Origin of the sequence: Thalassomonas sp. RHCl1 (genome assembly GCF_947387555.1) — a bacterium.
Classification (GTDB): Bacteria; Pseudomonadota; Gammaproteobacteria; order Enterobacterales; family Alteromonadaceae; genus Thalassomonas.
The window spans coordinates 119,073-146,012 of sequence record NZ_CANDNZ010000012.1 but is presented as its reverse complement, the minus strand read 5'-3'; the positions used below and the strand labels follow the sequence as shown (position 1 = coordinate 146,012).

Genomic DNA, 26,940 nt, shown 5'->3' with positions numbered 1-26,940 from the left:
CCGATATATTGATAAGTTAACGGCTTTGCTCGGTATAAAAAGTGGAAAAAACGTAATCCCGCTCTTGCATATTTTCGTGACATTTCGCACAACTTTGGTAGATATCGACATTGGTGTTATTGCCGCGCATCATCAAGTCACCGTTAGGTGCAAATTGCGTGTATTCCCAGTCGCCGCCTGTCGGGGCATATCCCGGCGGCTTTTTCACCATTAAGGTCAGGGATGTAGGCTGATGAGGGATACCGTTTCTGACGGTGTAGTTTTCTTTTAAAAAGATGGTGCCTACTTCATAACCCTTAAAATGTTTATCTTCGGTTTCTTCCTCGTCCTCATCTTCATCGTCGTCTTCATTTTGATAAACCCTAAGGTATTCGATATAATTGTCACGATAGATATCTGTGCCTTTGTTGACATAAATCACGACAAAATTGTTCCAGTGTAGGCCGGAAAATTCAAAACCCGTCAACCGGCTCCACTTTTTTCGGTAGTCCCGGGTTTGGGGATACATAGCCGGGATGGTAAAAAGACTTTTATAGTAGGCCTCTTCCATATTAAATTCTGTTTTTTGACTTGCATTGGCCGAAGCGGGTCCGGCGAAGACAAGAAGCAGTGACAGTAAACAGATACTGGTTGCTTTGTTGATATCAATCCCTGATTTCAAAGTCATGATTTCTTCCTATTGGCGAGAAAGCTTTAAGGTGCCGCGTTGCTTGCCTTTTTTGGAAATCGGCACTTCCTTGGTTTCACCCGGCTGCAGTTCAAACTCCATGCTCTTATAACCCGGCATCAGTAAGTTCATGGTGGTTAAGTTGCTGGGCACGTCTTTTATCTGGATTTGATAGTTTTTTTTCTTTTTTTCAAAGTCCAGTACCTGGTAGTAGTCGCTGAGGATATTGGCAATATAGGCGCGCATTTTCGGATGAATTTTACAGCCAATACGGACAATGGAATTTTCCTGCCAGTTAAGGGCAACTTCCGAGGTGGCTCCCGGCTGCATCAAGCCGACATCGAAATTGGCACTGTGTTTGGTTTCATTGGTAAAAATATTATGTTCGACATTATCGGAATTATTGAACTTGATCTGTTGCCCGGAAGAGCCCACCTGAAGTTTCTGGGTAAATTGTTTGTCTTTTTGATCTATGGTTATCTGGGAGTTGGTACTTTTATTGTCTACCAGGTAGATAAGTCCCGCAAAAGGGGGCCTTTTGGTGAATTCCAACTCAGCCGTGACCGTATCGGCCAGGGCGCCGCCGGCAAAAGCCAGCGGCAGTAACGAAGTTAATATTTTTTTACTAAAGCTCATAAAACCTCCCTGTTAAATGCTTATCTGATTTGAACAAAAACTGCTCTTTACCTGTGATACCAACGAGTGCTAAGGCATTTTGGGGCGCTCAATGATAATGGGATCTGTTAATGCGGCTAAGAAGGCCAGTAAATCACTGATTTCATCCTCACTTAAATTCAGTGGCTTAATGAGGTTACTTACGCCGGCTATGCCCTCGCTGCCTCTGTTATAAAAACGGATCACCGCTTCGAGTGACGGCTCTGAGCCGTCGTGCATATAGGGGGAGGTTAGCCAGACATTTCTCAGTCCCGGGGTTTTAAATGCGCCTTTCATGCCTTGTGCCTTGCTGACTTTTTCTCTGCCGACGTCATTGTTATTCACGCCGATATTATGAAAACTGTCGTCGGTAAAGTTGACGCCGTCATGGCATTTGGTGCAGCGTGCTTTGCCTTCAAATAAAGCCAGTCCGCGAATGGCTGCAGGATCCATGGCATTTTTATCGCCTTGTATATAACGGTCAAAAGCAGAATTTCGGGTAATAATACTGCGCTCAAAGGCGGCTATTGCCCGGGCAATATTGGTTTTATTGATGCCGGAGTCGCCATAAGCGGCTTTAAACAGCTTTTGATAGCCGGGAATTTTTTTAAGTCTCTTGATTAATTGCGGCAGCGGCATATTCATTTCTCCGGGAGCGGATATAGGGCCCAGTGCCTGCTCTTCCAGGGTTTGCGCCCGGCCGTCCCAAAAGAAGATTGAACTCCAGGCCAGGTTGTAAATATGCGGGGTATTTCTGCCAAGCCCCTCTCCCATGGTACCTAAGCCTTTCGCCATACCGTCGCCAAAGCCCATTTCCGGGTTATGGCAGGTGGCGCAGGATTGTTTTTCGTTTAAGGATAAACGGGGGTCAAAAAACAGCACTTTGCCCAGTTCAATTTCTTCGGTGGTGGGGGGCTCGTCATCGGGATATTCGATGTCTTCCAGGGATGGCGTGCCCAATTCTGCTGCAAAAACCAGTAACGGCAGGGTAAAAATTAAAGCAACCAGGTTTAAAAAGATTCTTTTTAACACGGCATTCTCCTTTGCTCACTATCTAGCTGATTTATTTGATTTATTTTACTTGTGTTTTGTTTGCCAACATCTCTTTGCAGCAGTTTTAAGCGTTAGCAACTCTAATATTTAGACCATAATTTTAAAAAAAACAAACCAGTAGACTGGCAATTTTTTGAGCAAGTAAAAATCATCATCTATACTGGGTTTGAAGATTATCAATGAAGTCTATTTTTATGTTATTTCAAGGGAAATGTTATGACGTTTAAAATTGCTACAGTTAATTTCATTTTTACCTCCATCGTATTTATATTCACTTTTGTTTTTACTTCTGAGCTTGTTTTTGCCTATCAGGAGAAACCTGCTCCCTGGCGTGTCTCTGCGCGTAAAGCGAAAATTAAAAATCCTATTCCCATTGATGAAGCTTCCGTCAGCATGGGTAAAGAGATTTACCAGCGGGAATGCCAGGAATGTCACGGCGCTAACGGTAATGGTGACGGCCCCGAGGCGGCCAAGCTTGATAAAATGGTCAAAGACTTTGACGAGGACGGCATGTGGGCGCAAACCGATGGCGCCATCTATTGGAAAATCCGCACCGGCAGAAGGCCTATGCCCGGCTTCAAGAAATTATTGAGTAAAGAAGAGATCTGGCATGTGATTAATTATGTGCGCCATGATTTCGAACCTGAAAAATAACCTGACCTTCAGAAGCCTACATTATGCTTATTTATTTGAATTTTATCCTGATGCAGTCCGGGAGAAAACTGCTGGCGGGAGGTTTTTGCCGCCGGCTTAAAAGCACCCTGCCTATGTCCGATCTTGCTGTGGCTGCGTTAATTTTGTCCTTATTATGGTCCGATGCGGCATTATCTGCCTCTCCTGAGATAACACAGGGAGCTGAACAGGCACAGGAGGAAAAAACATCTGTACGAAATCCGGATCACCAGGCATTGCTGGAGCAGGTTGAGTTTCCCTCGGCGCAGGAATGCGGGGGCTGCCATATCGATATTTATCGCGAATGGTCGGTTTCCCGGCATGCTTACGCACAAACCAGTCCCACCTTTCTCGCCTATCAGGCGACGTTAGTGAAACTAACCAACGGCACCCTGGGGGATTTTTGCCAGCGCTGCCATTCGCAAACCGGTATGTCCAGCAATGAAGCCATACTCACCAGTAACAGCAACCGGGATACGGTTTCCAAAGAAGGTGTGACCTGTATCGTCTGTCACCGGGTGGCAGGGGAATACGGTAAAATAAGCGGCAGGCTGCCGATCGAGTCCGGCGATATTTACAAACCGGTATATGGTCCCAGGCCGGGAGACGAACTTGAACGTGTGCTGGCATCGCAAAAGGGCCGTCCGCCTAAGGTACATAAAGAAGCACGTCATCTGGAGCAGGTTTCCCTGTCAGGGTTTTGTGCCCGCTGCCATGATGTCCGCCTGGTGAACGGCTTCCGCTTGGAAGATGCCTTTAGTGAATATAAGCAGACACCGGCAGCCAAACGGGGAGAGTCCTGTCAGGACTGCCATATGGGGCCGGTTCCCGGGATTGCGTCCGAATATCCGCATGCACCGGCAGCCGTGGTCAGGGGGACGCCGAGTAAACCGGCGAAAAGAACCAACCATATGTTTGTCGGTCCGGACAGTCCTTTGGTGCATCCGGGGATTTTTCCAATAGATCCTGAAGCCCAGGAGTTTGCCACCCCGGAGCAATGGCTGGGTTTTGATTATAAAGCCGGCTGGGGCACCGAGGAATTTGAACAGGGCATCACTGACTCTGAGGAAGATCAGCGTCAGTTTACCGGCATCTGGCAAGATCAGGATGAACGCTATATGGCGCGGGAAATCATTGACCGCCAGCTGGCCCTGCGCGCCGAAGCCCATGCCCGGGGAACCGCTTTATTGCGTAACGGTTATGGCTTGGGGGATATCGAAGTGCTTGACTCCGGTGACGGCCTGGCGTTTAAAGTGCAGGTGAAGAACCTCACCGACGGTCACAGCGTACCCACAGGCTTGATTGCCGAGCGAAATGTTTTTTTACAGGTAAGTGTAACCGATCAAAAAGATCAGGTGCTTTTCCGCTCAGGGGATCTGGATCCTAACGGTGATGTCAGGGATTCACATTCTTTGTATGTACACAATGGCGACATGCCCCTTGACGAGCAGTTATTTAATTTACGCTCTCCCTTTATGGTACACACCGCCTATGGCGGGGAAAGGGAGCAGGTATTGCCGGCCAATTATTCCTTTGACCCTTTGATCTTTATGCGGCCATCGCCGACTCCTGCCTTATTAATGGGGGGGATACGGGATATCCGTTTACAAAAACGCAGTATAGAAGCTAACGGCTACCGTTGGGCAAACTATCGGGTGGCACCTGAGCAATTAAGTGGAAACGGGCCTTATAAGGTGAATGTTAAGCTGGTTGCCGGACAATTGCCGCCGCACCTTATTCATGCGATATCGGGAGCCGGATTTGAATACGGCCTGAGTGCCCGGGATATCGGGGATAGGATGGTAGAGCTTTACCGGGTGCTGTGGGAGCGTGATCTTGTTATTAACTAGAATTCTACCCTGTGACGGGAAATCACTTTTATCTGCTGCCTGCTTTTGCTGTCTGCTGTTTTGTCCGCCGGGGCTGGTACAAAGCGCTCAGGATGGGAAGCAGCAGCGGCCGCAACAGGAAACTGTGCCTGAGGGACGTGGGGCCTTATCTTTTTATCCGATTACAGATAAAGCCAAGATAGAAAAAAATCGGCTCTCGGATAAAGCGATTGCCTATCCGGCTAACCCGGTGTCCCGGCTGAGTCCTCTGTTAGAGTTCGGAGATGATTTTTTAGGGCAGGGGCCGATAAAACCCGGAATCAAAACGCCGTTCGAGCAAATGTTACAACCGACATTTTTACTCTATGGCCAGTTCAGGAGTGCCCTGCAAAGTTATGACGCCGAGGATAAAGATATCGTGCAATGGAGTACCCGGCTGGATTTGCATGGTGATGTCAAACTTTCCGGAACCGAGCGCATCGTTTTTTCATTAAGGCCGCTTGATAACGATAAAGGGGAGGATACCGGCTTTATTTTCGACTCGGATGGCGATGAAGATAACTGGCATGATCAAACCAACGGCAAGCTAACCCAGCTTTTTTTTGAAGGGGAGATCGGTGAAATATTTCCCCGCCTTGATCCAAGCGACAGCAAAACCTGGGATATCGGTTTTTCTGTCGGCAGGCAGGAGCTGAAAGTTCAGGACGGTATCTTACTCAATGACACCTTTGATGCCTTAGGTATCACCCGCAACTCTTTGATCGCACAGGGGCTGCCAAATGTGCGGCTCACTGCCCTTTATGGTTGGGATGATATTGATAACCCCTTTGCCAACGTGACCTCCCCAGGCAGGCTGTATGGACTGTTAACCCAGGCAGATACCGCCTGGGATAACAGTTTAGATCTGGATATGATTTATGTGGATAACGATAACAGTGCCAATGCCTGGTATCTGGGGCTGGGCTCTACCCAAAGAATTGGCATGATAAATTCGACTTTCAGGATCAATACCGAGATCCCCTTGGATGAAGATAGTAGCGCGCTCAGCAAAGGCACCTTAATAACGGCGGAGCTGTCGGGGGGTTTTGCCCATTCGGATGATCTTTGGTATGTCAATTCTTTCCTCAGTTTTGATGATTTCTCTTCTGCCGCCCGTAGCCGGGACGGCGGCGTGCCGCTGGCCAATATCGGTATGTTGTTTTCTCCTGTCGGCATGGGGCAATATGGCGTGCCCCTGGGGGACAGCATAGAGGATACCTATGGCGCGGTGGCAGGATATCAGCACTTTTTTGGCGGCATCGGCTCCCAGTTTATAGTCGAACTGGCGGCAAGGAGCAGCATGAAAAGCCAGCAAAAGCGGGATGCCGTAGGTTTGGGCTTTAGGTATCAAAAGAGCTTAAGCCGGCAAACCTTGTTACGTTTTGATACTTTTTTTGCCGTCAAGGAAAAGCAGCAATCGGCTAAAGGGGTGCGGTTGGAATGGTTATTAAAGTTTTAACATCCTGATGAAGTTGAACAGGGTCATGGTGCTGCACCCTAGGGTGTTTAGCGAAATATCCCAGCGATTTTAAAAGGTTATGTCATGCTAAAAACAATACAAAGTTGGCAGTGGCTAATATTGACAATTGCAATCACAATTTTAGTTTCTATTCTGGTTTCTGCTTTTTTAGCTTTTGCCCGGCAACCGGCAAGTACGCCTGTGATGCGGGGATATTACCTGGCCCAGGAAATGGGTTGTTTTGCCTGCCACGGGCCCGGGGGGGTCCAGGGGGCGGCGAACTTTGGCGCCCTGTGGGGGGAAACCCCGCCTTTTAAAGCCGGCGGTGCCATCATGTCTTTTATCCAAAGCGATCAGGATATCAGGGAGTGGATTTTATACGGCCTGCCGCGGCGGTTATGGAAAGATGATGTTAAACCGGAAGTGAAAGTGTATCGTGCCAGCGAGTTCGGCAAGGACTGGGTGCATGAACTCGGGGTTGGCGGCATAGTGAAAATGCCGGCTTACGAAGGTCTGTTTTCCGATGAGGAATTGGAGGATTTGCTGGCCTTTGTTAAGTTGATGTCAGAGTCGAAAAAGCCGATATCTGAGCTGGAGTTGAAAGGGCGGGATCTGGCGTCAAGCCTCGGTTGTATGGGGTGTCATGGCCCGGACGGGCGTGGCGGTATTTCCAATCCCGGCAGTTTTAAAGGTTATATTCCCCCCTGGGATGGGGATGACTATGCCGAGCTGGTCAGAAACGAAGATGAGCTGAGGCAGTGGATCCTGGAAGGGAAAATCGATCGCCTGGAAAAAAATCCTTTAGCCACCTATTTCACCCACGGGCAAACCATTCAAATGCCGGCCTTTGAAAATGTCCTGCGTGACGGGGATTTAGAGGCGATTATTGCTTATATTAACTGGCTCAGGGACAATCCGATCAGTGATCATTCGATGAGTGATCTCGGTCCCTGGATATCGTCAACGGTTCCTGACTTTCCCGATATCACCGAGCGCGGTAAATGGCTATATGAGCGTTCGGGTTGTGTTTCCTGCCACGGACCTGCCGGTATAGGAGGGGTGGCTAATAAAAATGCCTCCGGGGGGTATGTGCCTTCGCTGGAAGATTTGGCGGAAAACATGGAATTGTTCGAACCGGAAGAAGTGGACATGGTGATCTCTATCTTAAACCGGGGCATCAGCCTTGATGATAAGGAGCTGGAGGTACCGCTTGAGCACTTTGACAGCATCTTAGGCCAGTATAAAAGCATTCGTAAATTGATCTTAACCGGGGCGAGACCTGGCAGTAAGGGACAGCCGCCGGCCATGGTCATGCCGGCCTGGCGACACAGGTTATATACCGATAATTCGCCGCCGTCTCAGGCGGATATCAATGCCATTATTGCCTATCTGATCAGCTTGTATGAATTTGAAGAGGAAGATAGTGAAGAAATGATCGTAGCAGTAGAAGATTAAGAGTGAAGTTCTTTTGACAGTTAACTTTGGGTGTTCAATATGGTCAAGAATCAAAGAAGATTAATATTAATTAATCCCGGTTATCAAAATAGGATAGGGATATTTTCGGGACTGATGGCGGTGATCAGTGTGTTGATCGGGGTCGGTAGCCTGACCTTATTGCCTTTGCTGGCGGGAGCTTTCTCAAAGCAGCGCACTTATATTCCCACCAATATTCTCGACATGCTGATGCTGTCATTTCCCTGGCTGGTGATGATGCTGGGCTTGATTTTTACTTGCCTGGTGTTTGTCGGTATCTATTTCAGTCATCGGGTGGCGGGTCCGCTGCATAAAATAGAAATGTCTATTAAGGACAGAATCAAGGGAGAAGAAGTGCCGCCGATTATCCTCAGGGATAAAGATCATATGAAAGACCTGGCCAACCTCTTGAACCAGTTGGTAGATAAATATACCGGGTCGGAGCAAATGAACCTGGAGTTGATTGAGCTGCTTACCCCTTTGTTAGCCGGGGTTAAACGGGATCAGGAGCACGGTATTACCTTGGCTCCCGAGCAGGTTGCACAATTACTGGATATTATGCAACCGGACAACGAACCGCTTTAGCCCTCCGGGGACTTATTCTCCTTTGTTGCTGCCACCTATGCTGGGGGCATGCTCAAGGATCCTGTCAGCCAGGCGGGAGAAGGGCAGGCTTTGGATCCAGACGCTGCCGTGACCACTTAAGGTCGCCATAAACAGGCCTTCTCCGCCAAAAAACATGCTTTTTAAACCCCGGGTCATTTCGATGTCGTAATCTATGCCCTGGCTAAAGGCGACTAAACAGCCGGTATCCAGGCGCAGGGTTTCGCCATTGAGTTTCTTTTCAATAACGGTGCCGCCGGCGTGTAAAAACGCCAGGCCATCTCCCTGCAACCTTTCGAGTATAAAACCTTCACCGCCAAAAAAGCCGCTGCCGAGGCGGCGGTTAAAGGCAATATCGACCTTAGTGCCTAAGGCGGCGCATAAAAAAGCATCTTTTTGGCAGGTAATTTCATTGCCGGTCTCGGCTAAGTTGACCGGTATTATCGATCCCGGAAAAGGGGCAGCGAAAGCGACGCATCTTTTTCCCTTAACCCGGTTGGTAAAATGGGTCATAAATAAAGATTCTCCGGTGATCATGCGTTTGCCGGCAGAAAATAATTTTCCCATAAAGCCCTGGTTGACATCCGAGCCGTCACCCATTTTGGTTTCAAAGTCAATGCCGTCTTCCATATAGTTCATGGCGCCGGCTTCAGCGATAACGGTTTCATCCTGATCCAATTCAATTTCCACCATTTGCATGGCATGGCCGATAATTTGATAATCTATTTCATCGCTGCGCATAGTAACTCCTTTGTTTTTAGTGGCTGTAGTAGCATATCTGTTGTCTAACTAATATGCCAGCGGGGGCTCAGTGATGTAAGTTTTTATCGGGAGGGTAAAGAAATCATTAAACTTTTTCCCAGGTTTGCCGATTAATTAATCAACGGGAGATATTTATGACATTAACCGGCTTGGAGGGAGGCTTATATGAATTATATCGCACAATTGTTGCCGTCTCAGCGCGCGGTAAAGTCTGAGCACTCCCATAAAGATAAAAAACAAAGAAATTCCTTACTTGCTCCGGATGAAAAACCTGAGCAGGAAAGCCGCTCACAAGCCGAGCCGGAAAGTCTCTGTGTTCTTGATGAGCCGGAAGTACAGGCCGAAGAGCCATTTGAAGAGCGCCGCAGCGGTAACGAACGTCGCATGAAGAATATCACCCGGGGCCGCTGGTTAGACTCCAGGGAAAAACAAGACAGGCGAAAACCTGTTGATATTTATGTGAAAATTTAAAGCTTCCCCTAAAATTATCCTCTTATGCTAAAGCTTAAATGCCTGAATTGAGCACTTGCCTATAAGTTAACATGCCGGCTCCGGTATTGGCGCGGACTGAGACCAAAATACTGTTTAAAGCGCCGGCTAAAATGGCTGGCGTTGCCAAAGCCCAGCTCGAAACAGACCTTGGTAATTTGCTTACCGCTTTTAATCAAATTGGCTGCCTGGCGGATCCTGGTTTGCTGCTGGAAGGCTACCGGGCTGCAGCCGAGGTGGTTTTTAAACTCGCTAAAAAATTTACTGCGGCTCATGCAGGCAATCCGGGATAAGGCATCAATATCGAGCTCTTCGGTTAAATGTGTGGTGATATGCTGGATCACGGCATTGATGCCGTTAAAGTCGGGTTCTCTGCTGGCAAAAGAGAGCAGCAGCTCCCGGCTTTGCTCCCGCAGTAAACGTATGGTGAGCTCAGATACCGCCAAATCTATCATATAGCTGCGATCCGGGTGATTTTCACTGTAGATCCCCAGCATTCGCTCTAACAGGGCCTGGGTCTGGCTGCTGTGGTGCAGGTGAATTAAATCATGGCGGTAATGCCAGGGCTCCAGCCCCGAGGCCTTAGGGCAAGTTCTATCCAACTGTCCGGCTATTTCGTTGATCCTTTCCTTTGATATTTCGATTGCCAGGCAACGGGTGGGACGATCGAGCCGTGCCCCGGGGAAGTCAATTTCTACTGAGCTGTCCGGTGCCATCACAAAAGATTCATGGGGTAAAAATGGCCGCTGAAATGCCCCGTCATCGCAGTGCATGATTTTTTTGCCGCTGACCATAGCGCAGAACAATAATTGATCTGACTTTAACGGCACCCGGGTGGCTGCTTCATAAGTGTCGTAAATACTGAGCTCGGACTGTGGACCGGCAAAGGTAATTTTATTTTCAACCAGAACCTGAGGATTGGCTTTACATTTTTCAGTGATCATAAATTTATCGTTTTTATTATTATCGATATGAAAGTATTGGACTGACAGTCAAGTTATTCGCATTTTGGGCATAGTTGCCTGCTGGCTTTAAGCATAAGGTAATAGTCACAGGCGATAAAAGCAACATTCGTTAGCGAACAAAAAGAGGAAAGCTTGATGATTTATTCACCACCCGGAACAGACGGCGCATTATTTCATTTTAAAGAGCGCTATCAAAACTATATTGGCGGCCAGTGGCTCGAACCCTTTAATGGCCAGTATTTTGAAAACATCAGCCCGGTAAACGGCCAGGTTTTTTGTCAAATTCCCCGTTCAGATCATCAGGATATCGAATTAGCCTTAGATGCCGCCCATAAAGTTAAGGCCAGCTGGGGCAAAACCTCGGTGACCGAGCGCTCGAATATACTGTTAAAAATTGCCGATCGCATCGAAGAGAATCTGGAGTTGCTTGCGGTGGCGGAAACCTGGGATAACGGTAAGGCGGTACGGGAAACCCTCGCCGCCGATATCCCGCTGGCGGTGGATCATTTCAGGTATTTCGCCGGTTGTTTGCGCGCCCAGGAAGGCAGTTTGGGAGAAATTGATGAACATACGGTTTCTTATCACTTCCATGAACCTTTAGGAGTGGTCGGACAGATCATTCCCTGGAATTTTCCTTTGCTGATGGCGGCGTGGAAGCTGGCGCCGGCATTGGCGGCGGGTAACTGTGTTGTGTTAAAACCGGCAGAGCAGACCCCGGCATCCATTTTGGTATTAATGGAATTAATTGAAGATCTTATTCCTCCCGGGGTGCTTAACATAGTTAACGGGTTTGGCGCGGAAGCCGGGCAGGCGCTGGCGTCAAGTAAACGCATCGCGAAAATAGCTTTTACCGGCTCTACTCCTGTGGGCTCGCATATTCTAAAATGCGCCGCGGAAAACATTATTCCTTCAACGGTTGAGCTGGGGGGAAAATCTCCGAATATCTTTTTTGAAGATGTCTTAGATCATGAAGATGATTATCTGAGCAAATGTATCGAAGGGGCGGTATTGGCGTATTTTAACCAGGGGGAGGTTTGTACTTGTCCGTCACGGTTATTTGTCCATGAGAATATTTATGAGCGTTTTGTGGAAAAAGTTATTGAACGTACCAAGGCGATCACCCGGGGTAATCCGCTCGATACCGAAACTATGGTGGGGGCACAGGCCTCGCAAGAGCAGTTCGATAAGATCTTAAGTTATGTGAAAATTGGCCGGGATGAAGGGGCCCAGGTATTAATGGGGGGAGAGGTCGCACAAGTCTCAACTGAGCTCTCGGGGGGGTATTACATTGAACCTACCTTGCTCAAGGGAACAAATGATATGCGGGTCTTCCAGGAAGAAATTTTTGGCCCGGTAATTTCCCTGACCACCTTTAAAGACGAAGCCGAGGCCTTAGCAATGGCCAATAGCAGCGAGTTTGGCTTAGGGGCAGGTGTCTGGACCCGGGATATGAACTGCGCTTACCGTATGGGCAGGCAAATAGAGGCGGGCAGGGTCTGGACCAATTGTTATCATATGTATCCGGCCCATGCGGCCTTTGGCGGTTATAAAAAGTCCGGCGTCGGCCGGGAAACCCATAAAATGGCGCTTGAGCATTACCAGCAAACCAAAAATTTACTGGTCAGTTACGATGTCAAACCTTTAGGCTTTTTTTAAAGCGTCAACTAATCCCAGAGCGGGACAGAGGCGTTAACAAAGTCCGCTGATACCAGGCGGACTTTTTATTATCCCTAAAAAACTCCCTTGCCTGGATAACATCGGGCTGCCATGTATCAAGCTGTTATGTATAATAAAAAGTTTAGTCATTTGAATTCATAGGGCTTTCTTTTGAGATCTTTCTTATTATGCGGCTTTTTCCTGTTTGCCGCGCCTTTGGCAAATGCGGAGCAGGCAAGGGCATTTGTGGGGGCGGAACAGGCCCGGCCATCAACGTTATCGCTTGACCAGCAAACATTCTTACAGGCTTTTGAACATTTCTTATTGGCGGAAGTAGCGCCGAAAACGCCGGGATTTGCCGTTGCCGTCGTGCTTGGCGGCGAAGAGCAGTTGCTTAAGGGTTATGGGGTGACCAATGTCAGTTCACCTGAAAAGGTGGATCCGGATACCGTGTTCCGCTTAGCGTCGGTTTCAAAAACCTTTACTTCTGCCGCGGTCGGCACTTTAGTGGCACAAGGCAAGGTTTCCTGGGACAGTAAATTAAGCGACTATGTTGATCACCTGAGCTTTAAGGAACCGGATTACGGCAGTGCGTTGACCTTACGTCACCTGTTGTCCCATAGCAGCGGCCTGATGCCGCATGCCTATACCAATTTGATAGAGGACAGGGTCAGCTACAAGAAAATATTAAAGAAAATGGATAAGGTGCCTTTTATCTGCGCTCCCGGTGCTTGTTACGGCTACCAAAATGTTGTCTATAGCCTGGCAGGGGATGTGGTTGAAGCGATCAGTAACAATCGTTTTGAACAGGTGGTCGATAGCAAGCTGTTTAAACCGCTGGCCATGAAAAATGCCTCTTATGGGTTGGCGGCATTTGTCGGCAATGAAAATCGTGCCCAGCCCCATAAATGGCATAGGCAAACGAAAAAATGGACGCCGGCAAAGGTGAACAGCAACTATTACCGGGTAGCGCCTGCGGCCGGTATCAATGCCAGCATCCGAGATATGAAGTACTGGCTGATGGCACAATTGGGCAAATATCCATCGGTATTAAATGATGAAATCTTAGCTGAAATGCACGGTAAACAGATCAAAACCAGCGCTGCTCAGGGACATTACCGTAAGAGAGACTGGCAAAATCTGGGGAAAACCTATTATGGACTGGGTTGGCGCATTTTTGACTATAACGGCAGGGAAAGTTTTGTGCACCACGGCGGCTGGGTTGAAGGCACCCGCACTGAGATGGTGTTTAATGAAGCGTTGCAAATGGGGTTGGTTTTTTTGACCAACTCAGAAACGAAAATGGCAAGTAAGGTAGTACCGACGTTTTTACGCCTCTATAGCCAGATGGAAACGGGTACTTTAGCGGTTCACACCCGGAAAAAACCGGAAGAGCCGTCCCAGGATTTGGTTGAATAACCTTTGCTGTTAATGGAGCACTCAGCAGACTGCTTATGGGCCGGGATTACTGGTGTAGGTTTTGCTGCCTTAACTTGAGTGTCAATTGAGCACTAAGCTTTGCTGATAAATTTTGTTGACTAAGGGAGCAAGTCCATTGGTCATATCCGCTTTACATAAAGTGTAATCGGCGCCTTTCTCTTTTGCCTGTTCCAGGGCTGATTCGGCGCTGCCTCTTTCTCCTCCCCGGCCGTTGCCGCAATCAAATATGCCGGAAGACAGGGCTAATACCGGTGTTTTAGTGAGCTCCTTGATATAAGTGATTAACTCGAAGCCATTGTATTCCGGCATATAAATATCGGTGATCACCAGATCCGGCTGGATAAAGATAAAACGCTCTTTAGCTTCCCTGCCACTTAAAAAGGTTGAAAAACTGGCGGGAAAATCGAGTTGTTTGTTCAGCAGGTTGTGTACCGTTTTGAGGCAGATTTCTGAGTCGTCGACAATCATCACTTTAAACATTTGCTACATTCCTTGTAATTAGGTGTATCGTGAGACTTGCTATGGACTGTATGTAAAAGTGAACGGCTTATCCAGGCACAATAACATCCGCCTTTGCTGATGATTTATTGCCTGCGCTAAATTGAGTCACTTTATTGCCATAGTGCTAACCGGCGCAAAAGATATAACACCACTATACCTGAGACAGGGGGCTGCACCTTATTAATTATGGCAAATAATTCTAAAAAGTTGATAAAAATCAATAAAAATAGCCTTTGACTGCCGGGCCCGGCGTGGAGCTGAATACGATAGTGTATCTTTGTCCAATATAGTAGACTTTGGTTGGGGTAATGATTATGATAACCGTATGGATTGTCTGACCGTCAAGGGGAAAAGTGTTGCAGCAAGACCCGAGCAAAGATATTGCCTTGAGAATTAAATATGAGCGGGAAAGCCGTGGCTGGTCTCTGGCGGAGCTGGCGAAACGCTCTGATGTTTCCAAAGCCATGATCAGTAAGATAGAACGCCAGGAAACCAGCCCCACCGCGGCTTTATTAGGGCGGCTGTGCGGGGCTTTTCAGCTGTCGCTGTCAACCTTGCTTGCCCGCGCAGAACAGCAGCAACAGCGTTTATTGCGCCAGCATCAGCAGGCTGTCTGGCAAGATCCGCAAAGCGGCTACATCCGTACCCAGGTCTCCCTGGCCATGAACAGTCCGCTGGAATTAACCAAAATAGCGTTACCGCCCGGGGCTGAGGTGGCTTTTCCGGCGGCTTCCGTGGTGTTTTTACGCCAGGTTATCTGGATATTGCAGGGCTGTTTGACCTTTGTTGAAGGCGAAGAGCTGCACCATTTACATCCGGGGGACAGTTTCACCCTGGGGGAGCCCAGCGGGCATGTATTTCGTAACGACAGCCAGCGCCCATGTGAATACCTGGTGGCGGTTGTCAGGCAATAAGTTTTTTGTTGAGATGTTGGCTGCGGCCATTAAGTAGTAATGAAGAGGTTTTATGGAAATCAGGCATGATGATTTGAGCGGGAAAGACGTACAAGACTTGTTAACTCGGCATTTGCAGACCTGCGCATTGCATTCGCCGCCTGAAAATGTTTTTGCCCTGGATCTTGACAGCTTGCGTGCACCTGAGGTGACATTTTGGACCGTCTGGCAGCAGGAGGTTTTGCTTGGCTGCGGGGCATTAAAAGAAATCGCCCCGGGTCATGGTGAAATCAAATCCATGCATACTTGTCAGCACCAAAGGGGTAAAGGGGTTGCCGCTTGTATGGTGGAATTTATTATTAACGAAGCGATGAGACGGCATTATCAGCGCCTGAGTCTGGAAACCGGCTCTATGGCGGCTTTTGCACCTGCCCACAAGTTATATCAAAAATTTGGCTTCAGTGAATGTCCGCCCTTTGGTGATTACCGCCTTGATCCCCATAGTTTGTTTATGACGTTAAGGTTAGCGCGCTGAAGGGAGCTATAGGAGCAGGGTTATTAGGTTTGAGGTTTTACTGAAAAGAAGAGAGCAGGCCTGTTCATGCATATTCAGGTCTTGAAGGCAGGTCCTGTCTCTGCTTGGACTTACTTCGTACTAACCTGTGGTATTATTGAACTAAGGTAGCGGTTTTTTTGGAGGCAGGATGAAGATAGAATTCTGGTTTGATTTTGCCAGCAGCTATTCGTATCCGGCGGCGATGCAAATTGAAACTCTGGCCAAAAGAGAAAGCCTTGAAATATCCTGGCGGCCGTTTTTATTGGGGGCGATTTTTAACCGGCAGGGATGGCAGGACTCACCTTTTAACCTGTACCCGGCAAAAGGGGCTTATATGTGGCGGGATCTTGAACGTTTGTGTGACGAGTTAAATCTTGTTTTTACCCGCCCGAGCCAGTTTCCGCGAAATGGCCTGCTGGCGGCACGTGTGGCTTGTTTGTTTGAAGATGCTCCCTGGCTTGCGGATTTTATTCGGGCGGTTTATACGGCAAACTTCGCCGATGATCTGGATATTTCTTCTTCCCGGGTGATTGCCTCATGTCTGGAGGCTATCGGTGAGGATAGCGCAGGGATATTAAAAGCTGCGAATGCTCCGGCGGCAAAAGCCCGGTTGCGGGAGCAGACAGAGCAAGGCTATCAAAAGGGAATTTTTGGCGCTCCTTCATTTTTTGTCGGCGAAGAACTGTTTTGGGGAAATGACAGGTTGAGCAGTGCGCTTAACTGGGCTGTAAAAAACAAGCACTAATATAATCGCCGGTCAACGGTGTTGCCTTGAACGGCAATATCAGGCTTACCCTCTTGTTAATTCATCACAACTATTTACCCGGTGCAAACGGTTTTTGTAATTCGCTGTACTGCATTCATCTTTCACGTCGCGGTTATTGACTATAATTTAAATAATTAGTCAATAAATTGCTGCCAGGTGTTCGATGCTATCAGGTAGAACATTTGTTCATTATATCCGGGAGCATATTTGCTTTGATGTTCAAGAGGTTTTTGCTTATTAGTGCTAAAACAGCGGATGTCAGGTTAATCATTCGGCATTTTCATAGAAGAAGTTATTATGACAAAAATCAGACCTGTTTTTATTTTAGGCTCACCCAGATCAGGGACGACATTATTAAATTCAGTGTTTTTTTCCACTAAGAAGTTTGCCCTGTATCAGTCAGAAACCCATCTTATGGATAAATGTGCACCTGTCTATGGCCATTTATCCGATGCAAAAAATTACCAACGATTTCTTCAGGACTGGCTGGATTCAGTTAATTTTGAACGGGCAAATATTTCCAAAGAAAAATTTGTGAAAATGATCACTAAAAAGGACCGGCAAAGTTATGCCTGTTTTTTGAAGAAATTTATGGATCAGATTGCCATCAAGCAAGGGCTTGAGCATTGGGTGGACAGCACGCCGTCGAATGTTTTCCACATAGATGAAATTATTGCGACTTTCCCGGAGGCAAAAATAGTCCATGTTATCCGTGATGGCCGTGATGCCGCTCTTTCTATCAGAAAGTTGGGCTGGCACGGCTGTAAATCAGCGGATAAAACTCAATGCCTGCTTTATGCCGCCCTTAACTGGCAAGAGGCTGTAGTTCAGGGGCGTAAGGCCGGTAAACGCTACCCGGATCAGTATATGGAATTACATTATGAAACCCTGGTAAATGAGCCGGGCAAGACGCTTAGCCGTCTCAGCAGTTTCACAGGGATCAACTTTAGTGAGCAGCAGTTGCAGAACGTCAGGTTTGGTTCGCTCAAAACGGCGAACTCTGAAGTGATGTCGGCGCAGGAGTCGGCCAAAGGCGGGCTGATCAATACGGCTGTAGGGCGATGGAAAGAGCTGCTTAGCGATGAAGAAATAAAGCTGCTGACCGGGGCTATAGGTCATACACTTAAATCCCTTGGCTACCGGGAAGTCTCTGAGGTCAGGTCTGGTGTTCTTGAAAAAATCATGTTTTTTTACATAAAAAACAAGTTGAAAATCAACCGTTGGTTACGTTTAAACACCATTTTGGGCAGGTTGAGTGTTGGCCGTCTGTTATGCTCGAAAGATGTCCCTGTCAACACCAAGGAAACCAGTTACGGTGAATAATAAGGAGGCGTAGAGTCACTGAGAGGCGCTTTATTCCCGGCATTTTTATTTCGTGATAGCCTTATCCTTCATCGGTAATCTCCTTACTGATAATAATGCCGGCCCGCAGTAAAAAAAATACTCTAAATAATATGTCAAGCTTACGTGGGCTTTATGCCTTTTCCAGTACATTTGAGCTATATAGGTAACCAAGTGTAACCCGGGTACCGTTGGCAGGCGTATATGTACCGTTGAATATTTGCTGTTTGGCGATAAGGGCACTTCTTTTATAGCTTTTAGCTATTCTTTCTTTATTACGGATAGCCGGCGATGGTTAAATCGAATGAGCTTCGTTTTTATGAAGCGCTGGAAACTTTACTGTTTTTGGGCTCAACAGATAATGCCGACTTGTATAAGGCGTATCATGGCGTTTTACAGTGGCTGGATCATCAGGGAAACAGGCATCAGGCAATAGAAGTGATAGGGGAGCGCATTGCTTTACCCGGTTACGGCTATTTAGCTGATGAAGCGGTGTTAAATACCGAATACCGTAAGCGGGTACAGGCCTTACTATTGTTACTGGCCACCCGGCATAAAAAAAGCAGTGCGGAGCTTGAGCAAATAAGCAGGCGTTTGTGCTCGGGAGAACCGCGTATGGACATTGTGATGGCAGAACTTGCCGTCAATAATGGCGATATTGAAATGTCACTTCCCTGTCATTAACCGGGAAAAGATCCCTGGAGATGTTATTTATCCGGCCTCGAAAATTTCACTCACTGCCCTAGAATTAAAGACGGGTTAACGCGCAGGCAAAGGAGCGCAGATGCAAAGTCTTTATGGCATAGCACAGGCGAAATCGAGGGAAATAACAGCAGGGCGTTCTGTCTCGTCATATTCCCTGGCTTATGGCAAGAGAAATGGCAGGATCCGAGAAATCCTTCAAGCACCCGTCACACAGGCACAATCGCCGCATATTGCTTTGCAACAAACAGGGCAGAAAACGGTACAACAAGGGTCAACACCGGGAAAAACAGGCTCGTCAGCCGTTGCCGGGATTATTCAGCGCGATACCGGGGAAACTGCCGCGGTGATGGCTCGCGGCACCCGGTCGGGTTCGGGGTTACAGTTTTTCCCGGTAAACGTTACTGACACACAAGTGGGTCCGGTATCCATTGCCGGCGGCAGGCGCCATCGAAGAGCGAGCCGCTTAAATGTGATTATTGCCGCTAATATGACCCCCAGATTACTTAGCCGGGCATTATTACCCTTGTGGACCAGTGCCACGCCTTTTACCCCGGCGGGGGAAACATCACCTTTGCCCCTTGAGATGATTGACGAGGAAACCCTGGCAAAAGCTTTGCTGGTGTATAACCGCCGCTATTTGTCCCTGCCGGATATGCCTGCCTGGCAAGTAGGCTTACGCTTACCCCTGCCGGTGCAAATTGATGAAACAAGCGGGGTGGCGACGGTAAATCCGGGCGCAATCCGGTCTCTTGCCGCGACTTTTGATCAGGACTTAATTGCTTTGCTTGATAGCCGCACCGTGAGCAATACCGTGCCCTCAGCCGCGATGCTGACAGCCGAGGTCGATGCCTTTTTAAGCCGCAATATAACGGCGCAGCGCCGGGGCAGTAACCTTAGCGCCCGGGCGGAGAGAAATGTTCAGGCATTACGGCCTTTTATGGAAGCGGTATTTACCCGGGTCAACGCCGCTGACGGTTTTGCCCTGGCTCTTGCCTTTATGACAGATCAGGTTAACCGCACTATTTCCCTGATCGGCAGCCAGCAAGACGGCGCCGCCATCCTTAGCCTGATACAAAGGCGGTTAAATTCGGCCCCGGGGGATATTACCCCTGAGCAGCAAAGTCACCTGGATCGGGCTAATCGTATGCTTGCTCTGCTAAGCGGCGGAACCGTTGTTGCGCCTCCTGCAGCGCGGCGGCAGCGCCACAGGCGACGCAGGTTGGAAATGCGCCGCTCAATAGCCGGACGGCCATGCGCCTGCATGGTTTTTATTCATAACGATGAACGTAATGCCCGCCAAGCGGTAGAAGACCTGCACCGGGCCTGTCGTTATAACCTTGCAATTATCGACCGGGGCACGTTGCGCAGCCGGGAGATCAGTGTGCCCGGGCAAGGGACTACCGATCCCAATGAGTTATTTCCCGAGTCGGTCCAGACAGAATGCACCGGCAATGAAGCCGCCTGCCGTTTGTATGAAGCAAGCCATAACGACCGTCGGGCGATGCAAATTCAGTTTTTCCTGACCATGAAGCAATGCTCAAAAAATTTTTCCTTGCCGACCATTGCCCTGCACAATAACCGTAGCAGTGATACCGACGCTTTTCGTGGCGCAGGCTTGACCGAGCAGCAAAATGCTTCATTGACAGGTGGTGTTGAGCGGGAGACGGCAAGCGGTAGCACCAGCCGTGATGACTTGCGTAGCCGGTTGCAGGCAGTCAGCCCAGAGGTCAGGGGGCGCAGAAGGCCGGATTTTAGCCGGTTATTAAACTTAGGGGGCACTACCAATATTTTCCGCTGGTGCAATATGCCGGAAATCGTCTCCTGCTATGTCGGCGATCCCGAGCATCCGGATTTTGTTATCTGGACCACTACACGTGAGGATTTTAATGCTTTTAGCGGGCAAAATTTTAATGTGGTCTTGCAGGACAGGGCGGCAGGTGAGTCAGCCACCGATTTATCCACCTTGTACGTGCGTCTTGGCAGCAATCACCGATATATCAATATCGAAACTCCCCATAGCCGGCCAACCCGGTTGGATAGTGAAGCTGTACGCCGCGAAAATATGAACGCTATTACCGGGGCATTGCGGGCGCGTAATCTGCTTTGCTGTGATGAAACCTTGCTTGGCTCGGTGGCGGATATTCCCTGAGTGCTAATTTATTGAGCAGGCCTTAACCTGCTCAATTTTTGGAAAGTCGTTATCTGCGGTTATTAATCAGGTGCCAATAACCGCAGGGACTGGGGAAATTTATTTCGGATTCAATTCGTTAAATTTCGCCAGTTGCTCGGGGGTTGCCGGCAGCTGGTGTTTTTCTTTCCATTCGCTGTAAGGCATGCCGTAAACCTGTTCGCGGGCGGTGTCTATATCGATGTCGACACCGAGTTTTTCTGCTTCGGCCACCGTCCATTTGGAAAAGCAGTTGCGGCAAAAACCGGCTAAATTCATCAATTCGATATTCTGTACGTCTTTGCGGCTGTCCAGATGGGCCAATAAACGGCGAAAAACCGCCGCCTGTATTTGATCTTGTTTGTCCATGGTAACTCTCAACTCTTGTTAACCGGGTGAATGAAGCAGCGCCGTAGCGCTGACTTTGCTGTTTATTCGTTATCCTGTGCCGGCGGCTCAGGGCGTTTATAGCGGCGGATTTGTACTATCATGCCCATATAAGGGTGATCGAAATAATGGATCTCACCGCTGATCACCCGCCGGTTTTGCTTAAAATTAATGGCTTTTGGCAAGGTGCTTTCCTGTAAATCATTTCCCTGCGGCGCCAGTGCCTGTGTCGCCTGCTGCGCCAGCGTGGTATCCATGATATTAAAGTCGGCGGTGATATATAAGTAGTGGTTTACATGCACCTTAAAGAAGCCGTCGAGAAACCAGGGTTGTACCGGCGGCTCGGGGGCATTGGCCAGCATCAGCTGCTCGCTGAAATCTTCAATATTTTGCTCCAGCGGCATCTGTGGTTTATTCAGCTCGTCAAGTAAACTGGCATCGCTAAGCACACCGGCTGTTATGTTTTGACCTGTGTCATTTTGATTTTCCTGTGCTGAGACGTCTTCATCCAGGGTGTCGATTTGTGCAAGGATATCCCGGATTTGCAGGTTCAGCCTTTGCTCGAACATTTGTGTCGGATCTGCTTGCGCTGCAGGTGCTACAGCTGTTGTTAAGCCAGACTGGTTATCTTGACCTGCCAGTGTCTGAGCCAATATTTGCTCTTGCTCCCTGGACTCGGCCATGTCTTGTAGATATGACTCATGGGCGCCCTGGTAATGGGCTTGCAGGTTGTCGCCGGCAAATAAACGCAGCGGCACAGCGCGGCGCCGTGATACCGTGGGTTGTCGCCAGCCCAGATGCAATAGCGGCTTAAAGTTTTTACTGCGTCTGAGCTGGGTGACTATGCTGCGTAATTTCAGCGAGTCCTTGCTCAGTAAATAAGGCACAGACGAGTACTCATCTTCGATGCCGTCGATGCGCAGCGGCATTTGTGTGACGGTAAAACCGTTTAGGCTATATTCGCTATGATCTTGCTGATACTGGTCAAAAAGTGCTTGATCAAGCCGGCAAAGGCTGCGGGGAAGTGTTTGCGGCGAATAGTTAAACTGGATCGGAGAAAACTCCTGCTCGGCTAAATTAACCAACGCAGCTTGTTCCGGACTGAGTCCGGTGTCAAGCTCAGGGATTTCACCAAGTGGCTCATTGGTATTGATGGCCTCAGGTAAGGTTTCGCCAACTTGCTGCGCCATGTTGCTCTCAGTCCCTGGCTCATTGCCGGCCAGCTCGCTGGTGGCACTGCCGGTAAAATCCCGCTGTGATAGATTATCAGTACCCGGTTCGCTGATAGCGTTATTCTGGCTAAAGAGAGCTTCGTTTGTGCTTAAGGCCGGATTGTAAAAAGCCGGATCAGAAAAGTCATCGGCAAACGTTTGCTGTGGAGCAAACTCCGTTAGCTGAATTTGCTCCAGGGTTTTTGGGCTAAAGAACGCCTGGCGGCTGTCTGTTATCGCCTGACTGATCAGATCCTGTGCCGACTGCTCATCGCCACAGGTGGTAAGTTGCTGTTTTAAAGCGGCAATATCCGGGTTGAGATAAGGGGTCAGCAAATCCACCACTTTTTTATATTGTGGCAGTGGCTGGCTATCGGGGAAGTGCTCTTTTAATAAGGCCTTATCCGAAAGCTGGCTAAATAAAATGACTTCCATTTCAAACCAGCGCTGATTGCTCCCTTTGCTGGCCGCAAGGGCGCTGGCTGACATCAAAATAGCGCTGCCCAAGGCTAAAGCCCGGTTAAATTTCATTTATTATCTGACCCTTATCAACGGTTATCACGTCACTGTTAGCAGTTATGATAACAAAATTTATGGCTGATTTAATACGTTTTCGCATGTCGTTACATTATCAGGGTCTGTTTATCTTTGCCCGTGAATGATCTTTGTGGCGGTTTTTCCCTCTATCGGCGTTAGAAAAATGTCATGTAGAATAACTACAGGTCCATTTTTCTGCCTTGATATATGAAAAAACGGCTCAAAAATCTTCATCCCCTCTAAAGATAAACAGACCCTAGTGTTTTGCCAGGTCATTTATCATATTGGTGACCAGATCAAAACGGGATTTAGCGTCATCGGTCGGGTGTTTAAACTTGAGTTTATTGGCCCCTTCCATTTTATAAATCGCCGGTTGTTGCTGGATCAGGCCGATAATAAACATAGGATCGACCTTAGTATTATCGGTAAATTCGATAGCGCCTCCCGCCGGACCGGCTTCAAGCCGGGCGATACCGATTTTTTGTGCCTTTAAACGTAATTTTGCGATTTGTATCAGGTTTTTCGTGGCCTGGGGCAATAAGCCGAAACGGTCAATGAGCTCCACCTGGATTTCATCGAGCTGGTTTTTATTCTTACAGCTGGCGATACGCTTATAAAGGCTCAAGCGGATGCTGACATCAAAAATATAATCATCCGGCAGCAGGGCCGGCAGGCGTAAATCGATTTCCGTTTGCGAGGAGGTGACCTGGTTTAAGGTCGGCTCTTTGCCTTCTTTTAGGGCATCTACCGCCAGATCCAGCATTTCCATATAGAGGCTGAAACCTATCTGGCTCATCTGGCCGCTTTGATCTTCCCCGAGTAATTCACCGGCGCCGCGGATCTCTAAATCATGGGTGGCCAGGGTGAAACCTGCCCCGAGATCTTCGAGTGAAGCGATGGCTTCGAGACGCTTTTTCGCATCCTTGGTCATGCGTTTCTCATGCGGGGTTAATAAATAGGCATAGGCCTGGTGATGGGAGCGGCCGACCCGGCCCCTGAGTTGATGCAGTTGTGCCAGGCCTAAGTGATCCGCCCGGTCCATGATGATGGTATTGGCGCTGGGAATATCGATACCGGTTTCAATGATGGTGGTACATACCAGCACATTGTATCTCTGGTGGTAAAAATCACTCATGATGCGCTCAAGTTCACGCTCACGCATTTGCCCGTGGGCGATAATGATTTTTGCCTCCGGCATCAGGGTTTGCAGATCTGCGGCGGTTTTTTCTATGGTATCGACATTATTGTGCAGGAAATACACCTGGCCGCCGCGCAGGATTTCCCTCAAGACAGACTCGCGTATCAGGGCATCATCGCGCTGGCGGACAAAGGTTTTTACCGCCAGGCGTTTTGCCGGCGGCGTGGCGATAATGGATAAGTCGCGCATGCCGCCCATGGCCATATTTAAGGTTCTGGGGATCGGGGTGGCGGTCAGGGTCAGGATATCGACATTGCTGCGCAGTTGCTTGATTTTCTCTTTTTGCTTGACCCCGAACCTGTGTTCTTCATCGACGATAAGCAAACCTAAGTCTTTATAGGTGATGGAATTTTGCAGCAATTTATGGGTGCCGATCAAGATATCCACCTGGCCGGATTCGACCCGGGAGATCACCTCGTTTTGCTCTTTGGCGGATTTAAAGCGGGACAAGACTTCTATGGTGACCGGCCAGTTGGCAAAACGATCCCGGAAATTTTCGTAATGCTGCTGGGCCAGCAAAGTGGTCGGCACCAAAATGGCGACCTGTTTAGAATCATTGACGGCAACAAAGGCCGCCCTCATCGCCACTTCGGTTTTACCAAAACCGACGTCGCCGCACACCAGGCGGTCCATGGCCTTGGCCTGGAGCATATCGCTGATCACGGCATTGATGGCCTGCTCCTGATCTAAGGTTTCCTCAAAGCCGAAACTGTCGCTAAAGGCCTGGTAGTCCTTTTTATCGCGGTTAAATTTATAACCCTGGTTGCTGGCGCGCTTGGCGTAAATATCCAGCAATTCTGCCGCGACGTCGCGCACTTTCTCTGCGGCTTTTTTCTTGGCCTTGCTCCAGGCATCTGTGCCTAATTTATGCAGCGGTGCGCGGTCACCCTCGGCGCCGGAGTAGCGGCTGATGAGATGCAATGAGGCCACCGGGACATATAATTTGGCGTCGTTGGCATAACTGAGCATCAAAAATTCTGTGGTGATGCCGCCGGTTTCCAGTGTCTGTAAGCCCATATAGCGGCCAATGCCGTGTTCAAAATGTACTACCGCCTGACCGATAGAAAGTTCTGCCAGGTTTTTAAACAGGGCATCTGCCTGGACATCCTGCTGTTTGTTGCGGCGGCGGGTCTGCCTGACCCGGTCGCCGAGTAATTCCGCTTCGGTGATCAGGGCAATGGCTTCAGGGCCGTGTTTGCTTTTTTCGTCGCTCTGAAAAATAAAGCCGGTTGTTAGCGCATTTACCGTGATGCCCAGCCGGATATCGCTGTTAATGAAATCATCTATGCTGTCCACCAGCTGAGGTTTGATATTATCCCGGATAAGCAATTCCAGCACGCTTTCCCGGCGCCCCTGACTTTCGGCGACAAAGAGAATTTTATCCGGAGTATCTTTGGCGGCGATAAACTGATCCAGTAACTCAAACGGCTGCTTTAACTTATGGTTAACGCTTAAATCCGGCAAGACTTTGACATCAAAGTTGACGGTCGCGGCTTTTGCTTCATTGGCCTGTGTTTGTCCGCCGGCGGCATCGAGTTTGATGCGGTCAAAAGGCTTTAACGCGCTATAAAGCTCCTCACTGCCCAGGAACAACTGCTCCGGCGGCACCAGGGGGCGGGATCGGTCGTAACGCCTTTCTTCATAGCGATGCTTGATATCACCCCAGTGGTGGTTTAACGCCTGGTCGATATCGCCGTAAAGCATCACTAAGGTTTGTGCGGATAAATAGTCGCACAGGGTACTGGTTTGCTGAAAAAACAGCGGCAGATAATATTCTATGCCGGCAGGTAAAATGCCGCCGCTGACTTTATGGTAGACGGATTCTTTGTCTATGGTGCCGCTAAAAAGCTCCCGGTATTGGCTACGAAATAAATTGATGCCAGCCTGATCTATGGGGAATTCATGGGCGGGCAATAAGTTTATATCGTTTATTTTATCGCTGGAGCGCTGGCTGTCGGGATCAAATAAACGGATTTCATCTATTTCATCGTCAAAAAAGTCCAGGCGGAACGGACTGGTGCTGCCCATGGGAAATAAATCCAGGATGGCGCCGCGGGCGGAAAATTCACCGTGTTCCATTACCTGGTCGACATGGCGGTAGCCGCTGGCCTCCAGTTCTTGTCTGAGCTGGTGCAGATCTTTTTTATCGCCTTTTTTAATCACCAGGCTATTGGCATCCAGATACTGTTTCGGCGCCAGTCGCTGCATTAAGGTGGTAACCGGGACTATGACTATGCCTTGTTCCAGCCGGGACAGCTGATACAGGGTAGACAGTCGCTGGGAAATAATGTCCTGGTGGGGAGAAAAACTGTCATAGGGCAAGGTTTCCCAGTCGGGGAATAAACACACGGATAAACTGTTATCAAAGTTTAAACTCAGTAATTCCTGCTCCAGACGCAGTGCCGAGGGGGTATCATAAGTGATCAGCAATACCGGCGACCCCGCATTTTTCGCACCATGATAAATGGCCAGCGCGCTGCTGCTACCGACTAAGTTGCTCCATACTTTTTTATCGGCAAGATCACCGCGGCGTTTGGCGATGATTGGTTCGAAAATATTGCTTGTTTGACTCATGATTTCTCTTTAGTTGATAAAGGCTAATAATAAATGCCAGTTATATTGCCAGCTAATAAAAGCCCGTAGTAAAACCCAAGCTACAGCTTGCCAGCTGAGGTTAACTACCCAGGCTTAAAAAAACTTAAATAATACTGTTTGTTTATACAGTTTTAAAGTGTTATTTCTTCACCGTCATAAGTGAATATAAATTGCCGGGGGGAGCCAATAGTGTGATACATTTGGTCAATAACCCGGTTAAAGCCTGTTTTCTTTCACAAAAATGCTGTTGTTAGATTGCGGCATATTCTAATTAACTAAGAGGAAAAGTGCCAGCACCGGGACCGATTTTGAAAATGGCTTA

Annotated in this window: 23 protein-coding genes; 14 read left to right on the top strand and 9 right to left on the bottom strand. The window is 48.5% G+C overall.

Going from position 1 to position 26,940, the window contains the following annotated elements:
• Nucleotides 1-16: 16 nt before the first annotated feature.
• From QL234_RS25500 to QL234_RS25490, 3 genes are all read right to left on the bottom strand, one after another.
• Complete coding sequence (locus QL234_RS25500) at nucleotides 17-667, bottom strand: cytochrome P460 family protein (protein ID WP_281560578.1); 651 nt, start codon at nucleotides 665-667, stop codon at nucleotides 17-19.
• A gap of 9 nt (nucleotides 668-676) precedes the next feature.
• On the bottom strand, nucleotides 677-1,303 hold the full coding sequence (locus QL234_RS25495) for a hypothetical protein (protein ID WP_281560577.1): 627 nt from the start codon (nucleotides 1,301-1,303) through the stop codon (nucleotides 677-679).
• A gap of 69 nt (nucleotides 1,304-1,372) precedes the next feature.
• Complete coding sequence (locus QL234_RS25490) at nucleotides 1,373-2,353, bottom strand: cytochrome c peroxidase (RefSeq protein WP_281560576.1); 981 nt, start codon at nucleotides 2,351-2,353, stop codon at nucleotides 1,373-1,375.
• Nucleotides 2,354-2,590: 237 nt separating this feature from the next.
• On the opposite strand from QL234_RS25490, the gene QL234_RS25485 reads away from it, so the two are divergent.
• From QL234_RS25485 to QL234_RS25465, 5 genes are all read left to right on the top strand, one after another.
• Nucleotides 2,591-3,028 (top strand): c-type cytochrome, encoded by a 438-nt coding sequence (locus QL234_RS25485; protein WP_281560575.1) that lies wholly within the window; start codon nucleotides 2,591-2,593, stop codon nucleotides 3,026-3,028.
• A 23-nt stretch (nucleotides 3,029-3,051) separates the two neighbouring features.
• On the top strand, nucleotides 3,052-4,896 hold the full coding sequence (locus tag QL234_RS25480) for a multiheme c-type cytochrome (RefSeq protein WP_281560574.1): 1,845 nt from the start codon (nucleotides 3,052-3,054) through the stop codon (nucleotides 4,894-4,896).
• A 124-nt stretch (nucleotides 4,897-5,020) separates the two neighbouring features.
• Nucleotides 5,021-6,373, top strand: a complete 1,353-nt coding sequence (locus QL234_RS25475; protein WP_281560573.1) for a hypothetical protein — start codon at nucleotides 5,021-5,023, stop codon at nucleotides 6,371-6,373.
• A 120-nt stretch (nucleotides 6,374-6,493) separates the two neighbouring features.
• Nucleotides 6,494-7,828, top strand: coding sequence for a c-type cytochrome (locus QL234_RS25470; protein WP_281560572.1), 1,335 nt, complete (start codon nucleotides 6,494-6,496; stop codon nucleotides 7,826-7,828).
• A gap of 39 nt (nucleotides 7,829-7,867) precedes the next feature.
• Nucleotides 7,868-8,431, top strand: coding sequence for a hypothetical protein (locus QL234_RS25465; RefSeq protein WP_281560571.1), 564 nt, complete (start codon nucleotides 7,868-7,870; stop codon nucleotides 8,429-8,431).
• Nucleotides 8,432-8,443: 12 nt separating this feature from the next.
• Here the strand turns inward: QL234_RS25465 and QL234_RS25460 are convergent, their stop codons facing one another.
• Entirely contained in the window at nucleotides 8,444-9,190 is a 747-nt protein-coding gene (locus QL234_RS25460) for a TIGR00266 family protein (RefSeq protein ID WP_281560570.1), read from the bottom strand.
• Nucleotides 9,191-9,376: 186 nt separating this feature from the next.
• On the opposite strand from QL234_RS25460, the gene QL234_RS25455 reads away from it, so the two are divergent.
• The gene (locus QL234_RS25455) at nucleotides 9,377-9,682 is read left to right on the top strand and encodes a hypothetical protein (protein ID WP_281560569.1); all 306 of its coding nucleotides are present in this window, start codon (nucleotides 9,377-9,379) and stop codon (nucleotides 9,680-9,682) included.
• Between the two features lie 59 nt (nucleotides 9,683-9,741).
• On the opposite strand, the gene QL234_RS25450 is transcribed toward QL234_RS25455, so the two are convergent.
• Nucleotides 9,742-10,644 carry an AraC family transcriptional regulator gene (locus QL234_RS25450; RefSeq protein WP_281560568.1) on the bottom strand — a complete coding sequence of 301 codons (903 nt, stop codon included), beginning with the start codon at nucleotides 10,642-10,644 and terminating at the stop codon, nucleotides 9,742-9,744.
• Nucleotides 10,645-10,800: 156 nt separating this feature from the next.
• Between QL234_RS25450 and QL234_RS25445 the strand changes: the two genes are divergently transcribed.
• A complete protein-coding gene (locus QL234_RS25445) occupies nucleotides 10,801-12,321 on the top strand; it encodes an aldehyde dehydrogenase family protein (protein ID WP_281560567.1) in 1,521 nt (506 codons plus the stop codon).
• A 171-nt stretch (nucleotides 12,322-12,492) separates the two neighbouring features.
• Nucleotides 12,493-13,740 carry a serine hydrolase domain-containing protein gene (locus tag QL234_RS25440; RefSeq protein WP_281560566.1) on the top strand — a complete coding sequence of 416 codons (1,248 nt, stop codon included), beginning with the start codon at nucleotides 12,493-12,495 and terminating at the stop codon, nucleotides 13,738-13,740.
• 81 nt (nucleotides 13,741-13,821) lie between these two features.
• Here QL234_RS25440 and QL234_RS25435 read toward each other — a convergent pair whose 3' ends face one another.
• On the bottom strand, nucleotides 13,822-14,241 hold the full coding sequence (locus QL234_RS25435) for a response regulator (protein WP_281560565.1): 420 nt from the start codon (nucleotides 14,239-14,241) through the stop codon (nucleotides 13,822-13,824).
• Nucleotides 14,242-14,615: 374 nt separating this feature from the next.
• On the opposite strand from QL234_RS25435, the gene QL234_RS25430 reads away from it, so the two are divergent.
• The 6 genes from QL234_RS25430 to QL234_RS25405 all read left to right on the top strand — a co-directional run bounded on the left by QL234_RS25430 (nucleotide 14,616) and on the right by QL234_RS25405 (nucleotide 20,672).
• Nucleotides 14,616-15,176 carry an XRE family transcriptional regulator gene (locus QL234_RS25430; protein WP_281560564.1) on the top strand — a complete coding sequence of 187 codons (561 nt, stop codon included), beginning with the start codon at nucleotides 14,616-14,618 and terminating at the stop codon, nucleotides 15,174-15,176.
• A 52-nt stretch (nucleotides 15,177-15,228) separates the two neighbouring features.
• Nucleotides 15,229-15,690 carry a GNAT family N-acetyltransferase gene (locus tag QL234_RS25425; protein WP_281560563.1) on the top strand — a complete coding sequence of 154 codons (462 nt, stop codon included), beginning with the start codon at nucleotides 15,229-15,231 and terminating at the stop codon, nucleotides 15,688-15,690.
• 169 nt (nucleotides 15,691-15,859) lie between these two features.
• Complete coding sequence (locus QL234_RS25420) at nucleotides 15,860-16,456, top strand: 2-hydroxychromene-2-carboxylate isomerase (protein ID WP_281560562.1); 597 nt, start codon at nucleotides 15,860-15,862, stop codon at nucleotides 16,454-16,456.
• A gap of 318 nt (nucleotides 16,457-16,774) precedes the next feature.
• Nucleotides 16,775-17,800: a sulfotransferase gene (locus tag QL234_RS25415; RefSeq protein ID WP_281560561.1), complete on the top strand. Its 1,026-nt coding sequence runs from the start codon at nucleotides 16,775-16,777 to the stop codon at nucleotides 17,798-17,800.
• 309 nt (nucleotides 17,801-18,109) lie between these two features.
• Entirely contained in the window at nucleotides 18,110-18,502 is a 393-nt protein-coding gene (locus tag QL234_RS25410; protein WP_281560560.1) for a hypothetical protein, read from the top strand.
• Nucleotides 18,503-18,602: 100 nt separating this feature from the next.
• Entirely contained in the window at nucleotides 18,603-20,672 is a 2,070-nt protein-coding gene (locus QL234_RS25405) for a hypothetical protein (protein WP_281560559.1), read from the top strand.
• Between the two features lie 99 nt (nucleotides 20,673-20,771).
• On the opposite strand, the gene QL234_RS25400 is transcribed toward QL234_RS25405, so the two are convergent.
• The 3 genes from QL234_RS25400 to mfd form a co-directional block, all read right to left on the bottom strand.
• A complete protein-coding gene (locus QL234_RS25400) occupies nucleotides 20,772-21,059 on the bottom strand; it encodes a DUF1244 domain-containing protein (RefSeq protein WP_281560558.1) in 288 nt (95 codons plus the stop codon).
• 62 nt (nucleotides 21,060-21,121) lie between these two features.
• Nucleotides 21,122-22,819 (bottom strand): CsiV family protein, encoded by a 1,698-nt coding sequence (locus tag QL234_RS25395; protein ID WP_281560557.1) that lies wholly within the window; start codon nucleotides 22,817-22,819, stop codon nucleotides 21,122-21,124.
• Nucleotides 22,820-23,081: 262 nt separating this feature from the next.
• Nucleotides 23,082-26,597 carry a transcription-repair coupling factor gene (mfd, locus tag QL234_RS25390; RefSeq protein ID WP_281560556.1) on the bottom strand — a complete coding sequence of 1,172 codons (3,516 nt, stop codon included), beginning with the start codon at nucleotides 26,595-26,597 and terminating at the stop codon, nucleotides 23,082-23,084.
• Between the last annotated feature and the right edge of the window lie 343 nt (nucleotides 26,598-26,940).

Bases quoted from the DNA above. Each gene is read 5' to 3' on its own strand.
- QL234_RS25500 (WP_281560578.1), bottom strand. From the start codon at position 667: ATGACTTTGAAATCAGGGATTGATATCAACAAAGCAACCAGTATCTGT.
- QL234_RS25495 (WP_281560577.1), bottom strand. From the start codon at position 1,303: ATGAGCTTTAGTAAAAAAATATTAACTTCGTTACTGCCGCTGGCTTTT.
- QL234_RS25485 (WP_281560575.1), top strand. From the start codon at position 2,591: ATGACGTTTAAAATTGCTACAGTTAATTTCATTTTTACCTCCATCGTA.
- QL234_RS25480 (WP_281560574.1), top strand. From the start codon at position 3,052: ATGCTTATTTATTTGAATTTTATCCTGATGCAGTCCGGGAGAAAACTG.
- QL234_RS25465 (WP_281560571.1), top strand. From the start codon at position 7,868: ATGGTCAAGAATCAAAGAAGATTAATATTAATTAATCCCGGTTATCAA.
- QL234_RS25460 (WP_281560570.1), bottom strand. From the start codon at position 9,190: ATGCGCAGCGATGAAATAGATTATCAAATTATCGGCCATGCCATGCAA.
- QL234_RS25455 (WP_281560569.1), top strand. From the start codon at position 9,377: ATGAATTATATCGCACAATTGTTGCCGTCTCAGCGCGCGGTAAAGTCT.
- QL234_RS25450 (WP_281560568.1), bottom strand. From the start codon at position 10,644: ATGATCACTGAAAAATGTAAAGCCAATCCTCAGGTTCTGGTTGAAAAT.
- QL234_RS25445 (WP_281560567.1), top strand. From the start codon at position 10,801: ATGATTTATTCACCACCCGGAACAGACGGCGCATTATTTCATTTTAAA.
- QL234_RS25435 (WP_281560565.1), bottom strand. From the start codon at position 14,241: ATGTTTAAAGTGATGATTGTCGACGACTCAGAAATCTGCCTCAAAACG.
- QL234_RS25425 (WP_281560563.1), top strand. From the start codon at position 15,229: ATGGAAATCAGGCATGATGATTTGAGCGGGAAAGACGTACAAGACTTG.
- QL234_RS25420 (WP_281560562.1), top strand. From the start codon at position 15,860: ATGAAGATAGAATTCTGGTTTGATTTTGCCAGCAGCTATTCGTATCCG.
- QL234_RS25415 (WP_281560561.1), top strand. From the start codon at position 16,775: ATGACAAAAATCAGACCTGTTTTTATTTTAGGCTCACCCAGATCAGGG.
- QL234_RS25410 (WP_281560560.1), top strand. From the start codon at position 18,110: ATGGTTAAATCGAATGAGCTTCGTTTTTATGAAGCGCTGGAAACTTTA.
- QL234_RS25405 (WP_281560559.1), top strand. From the start codon at position 18,603: ATGCAAAGTCTTTATGGCATAGCACAGGCGAAATCGAGGGAAATAACA.
- QL234_RS25400 (WP_281560558.1), bottom strand. From the start codon at position 21,059: ATGGACAAACAAGATCAAATACAGGCGGCGGTTTTTCGCCGTTTATTG.
- QL234_RS25395 (WP_281560557.1), bottom strand. From the start codon at position 22,819: ATGAAATTTAACCGGGCTTTAGCCTTGGGCAGCGCTATTTTGATGTCA.
- mfd (WP_281560556.1), bottom strand. From the start codon at position 26,597: ATGAGTCAAACAAGCAATATTTTCGAACCAATCATCGCCAAACGCCGC.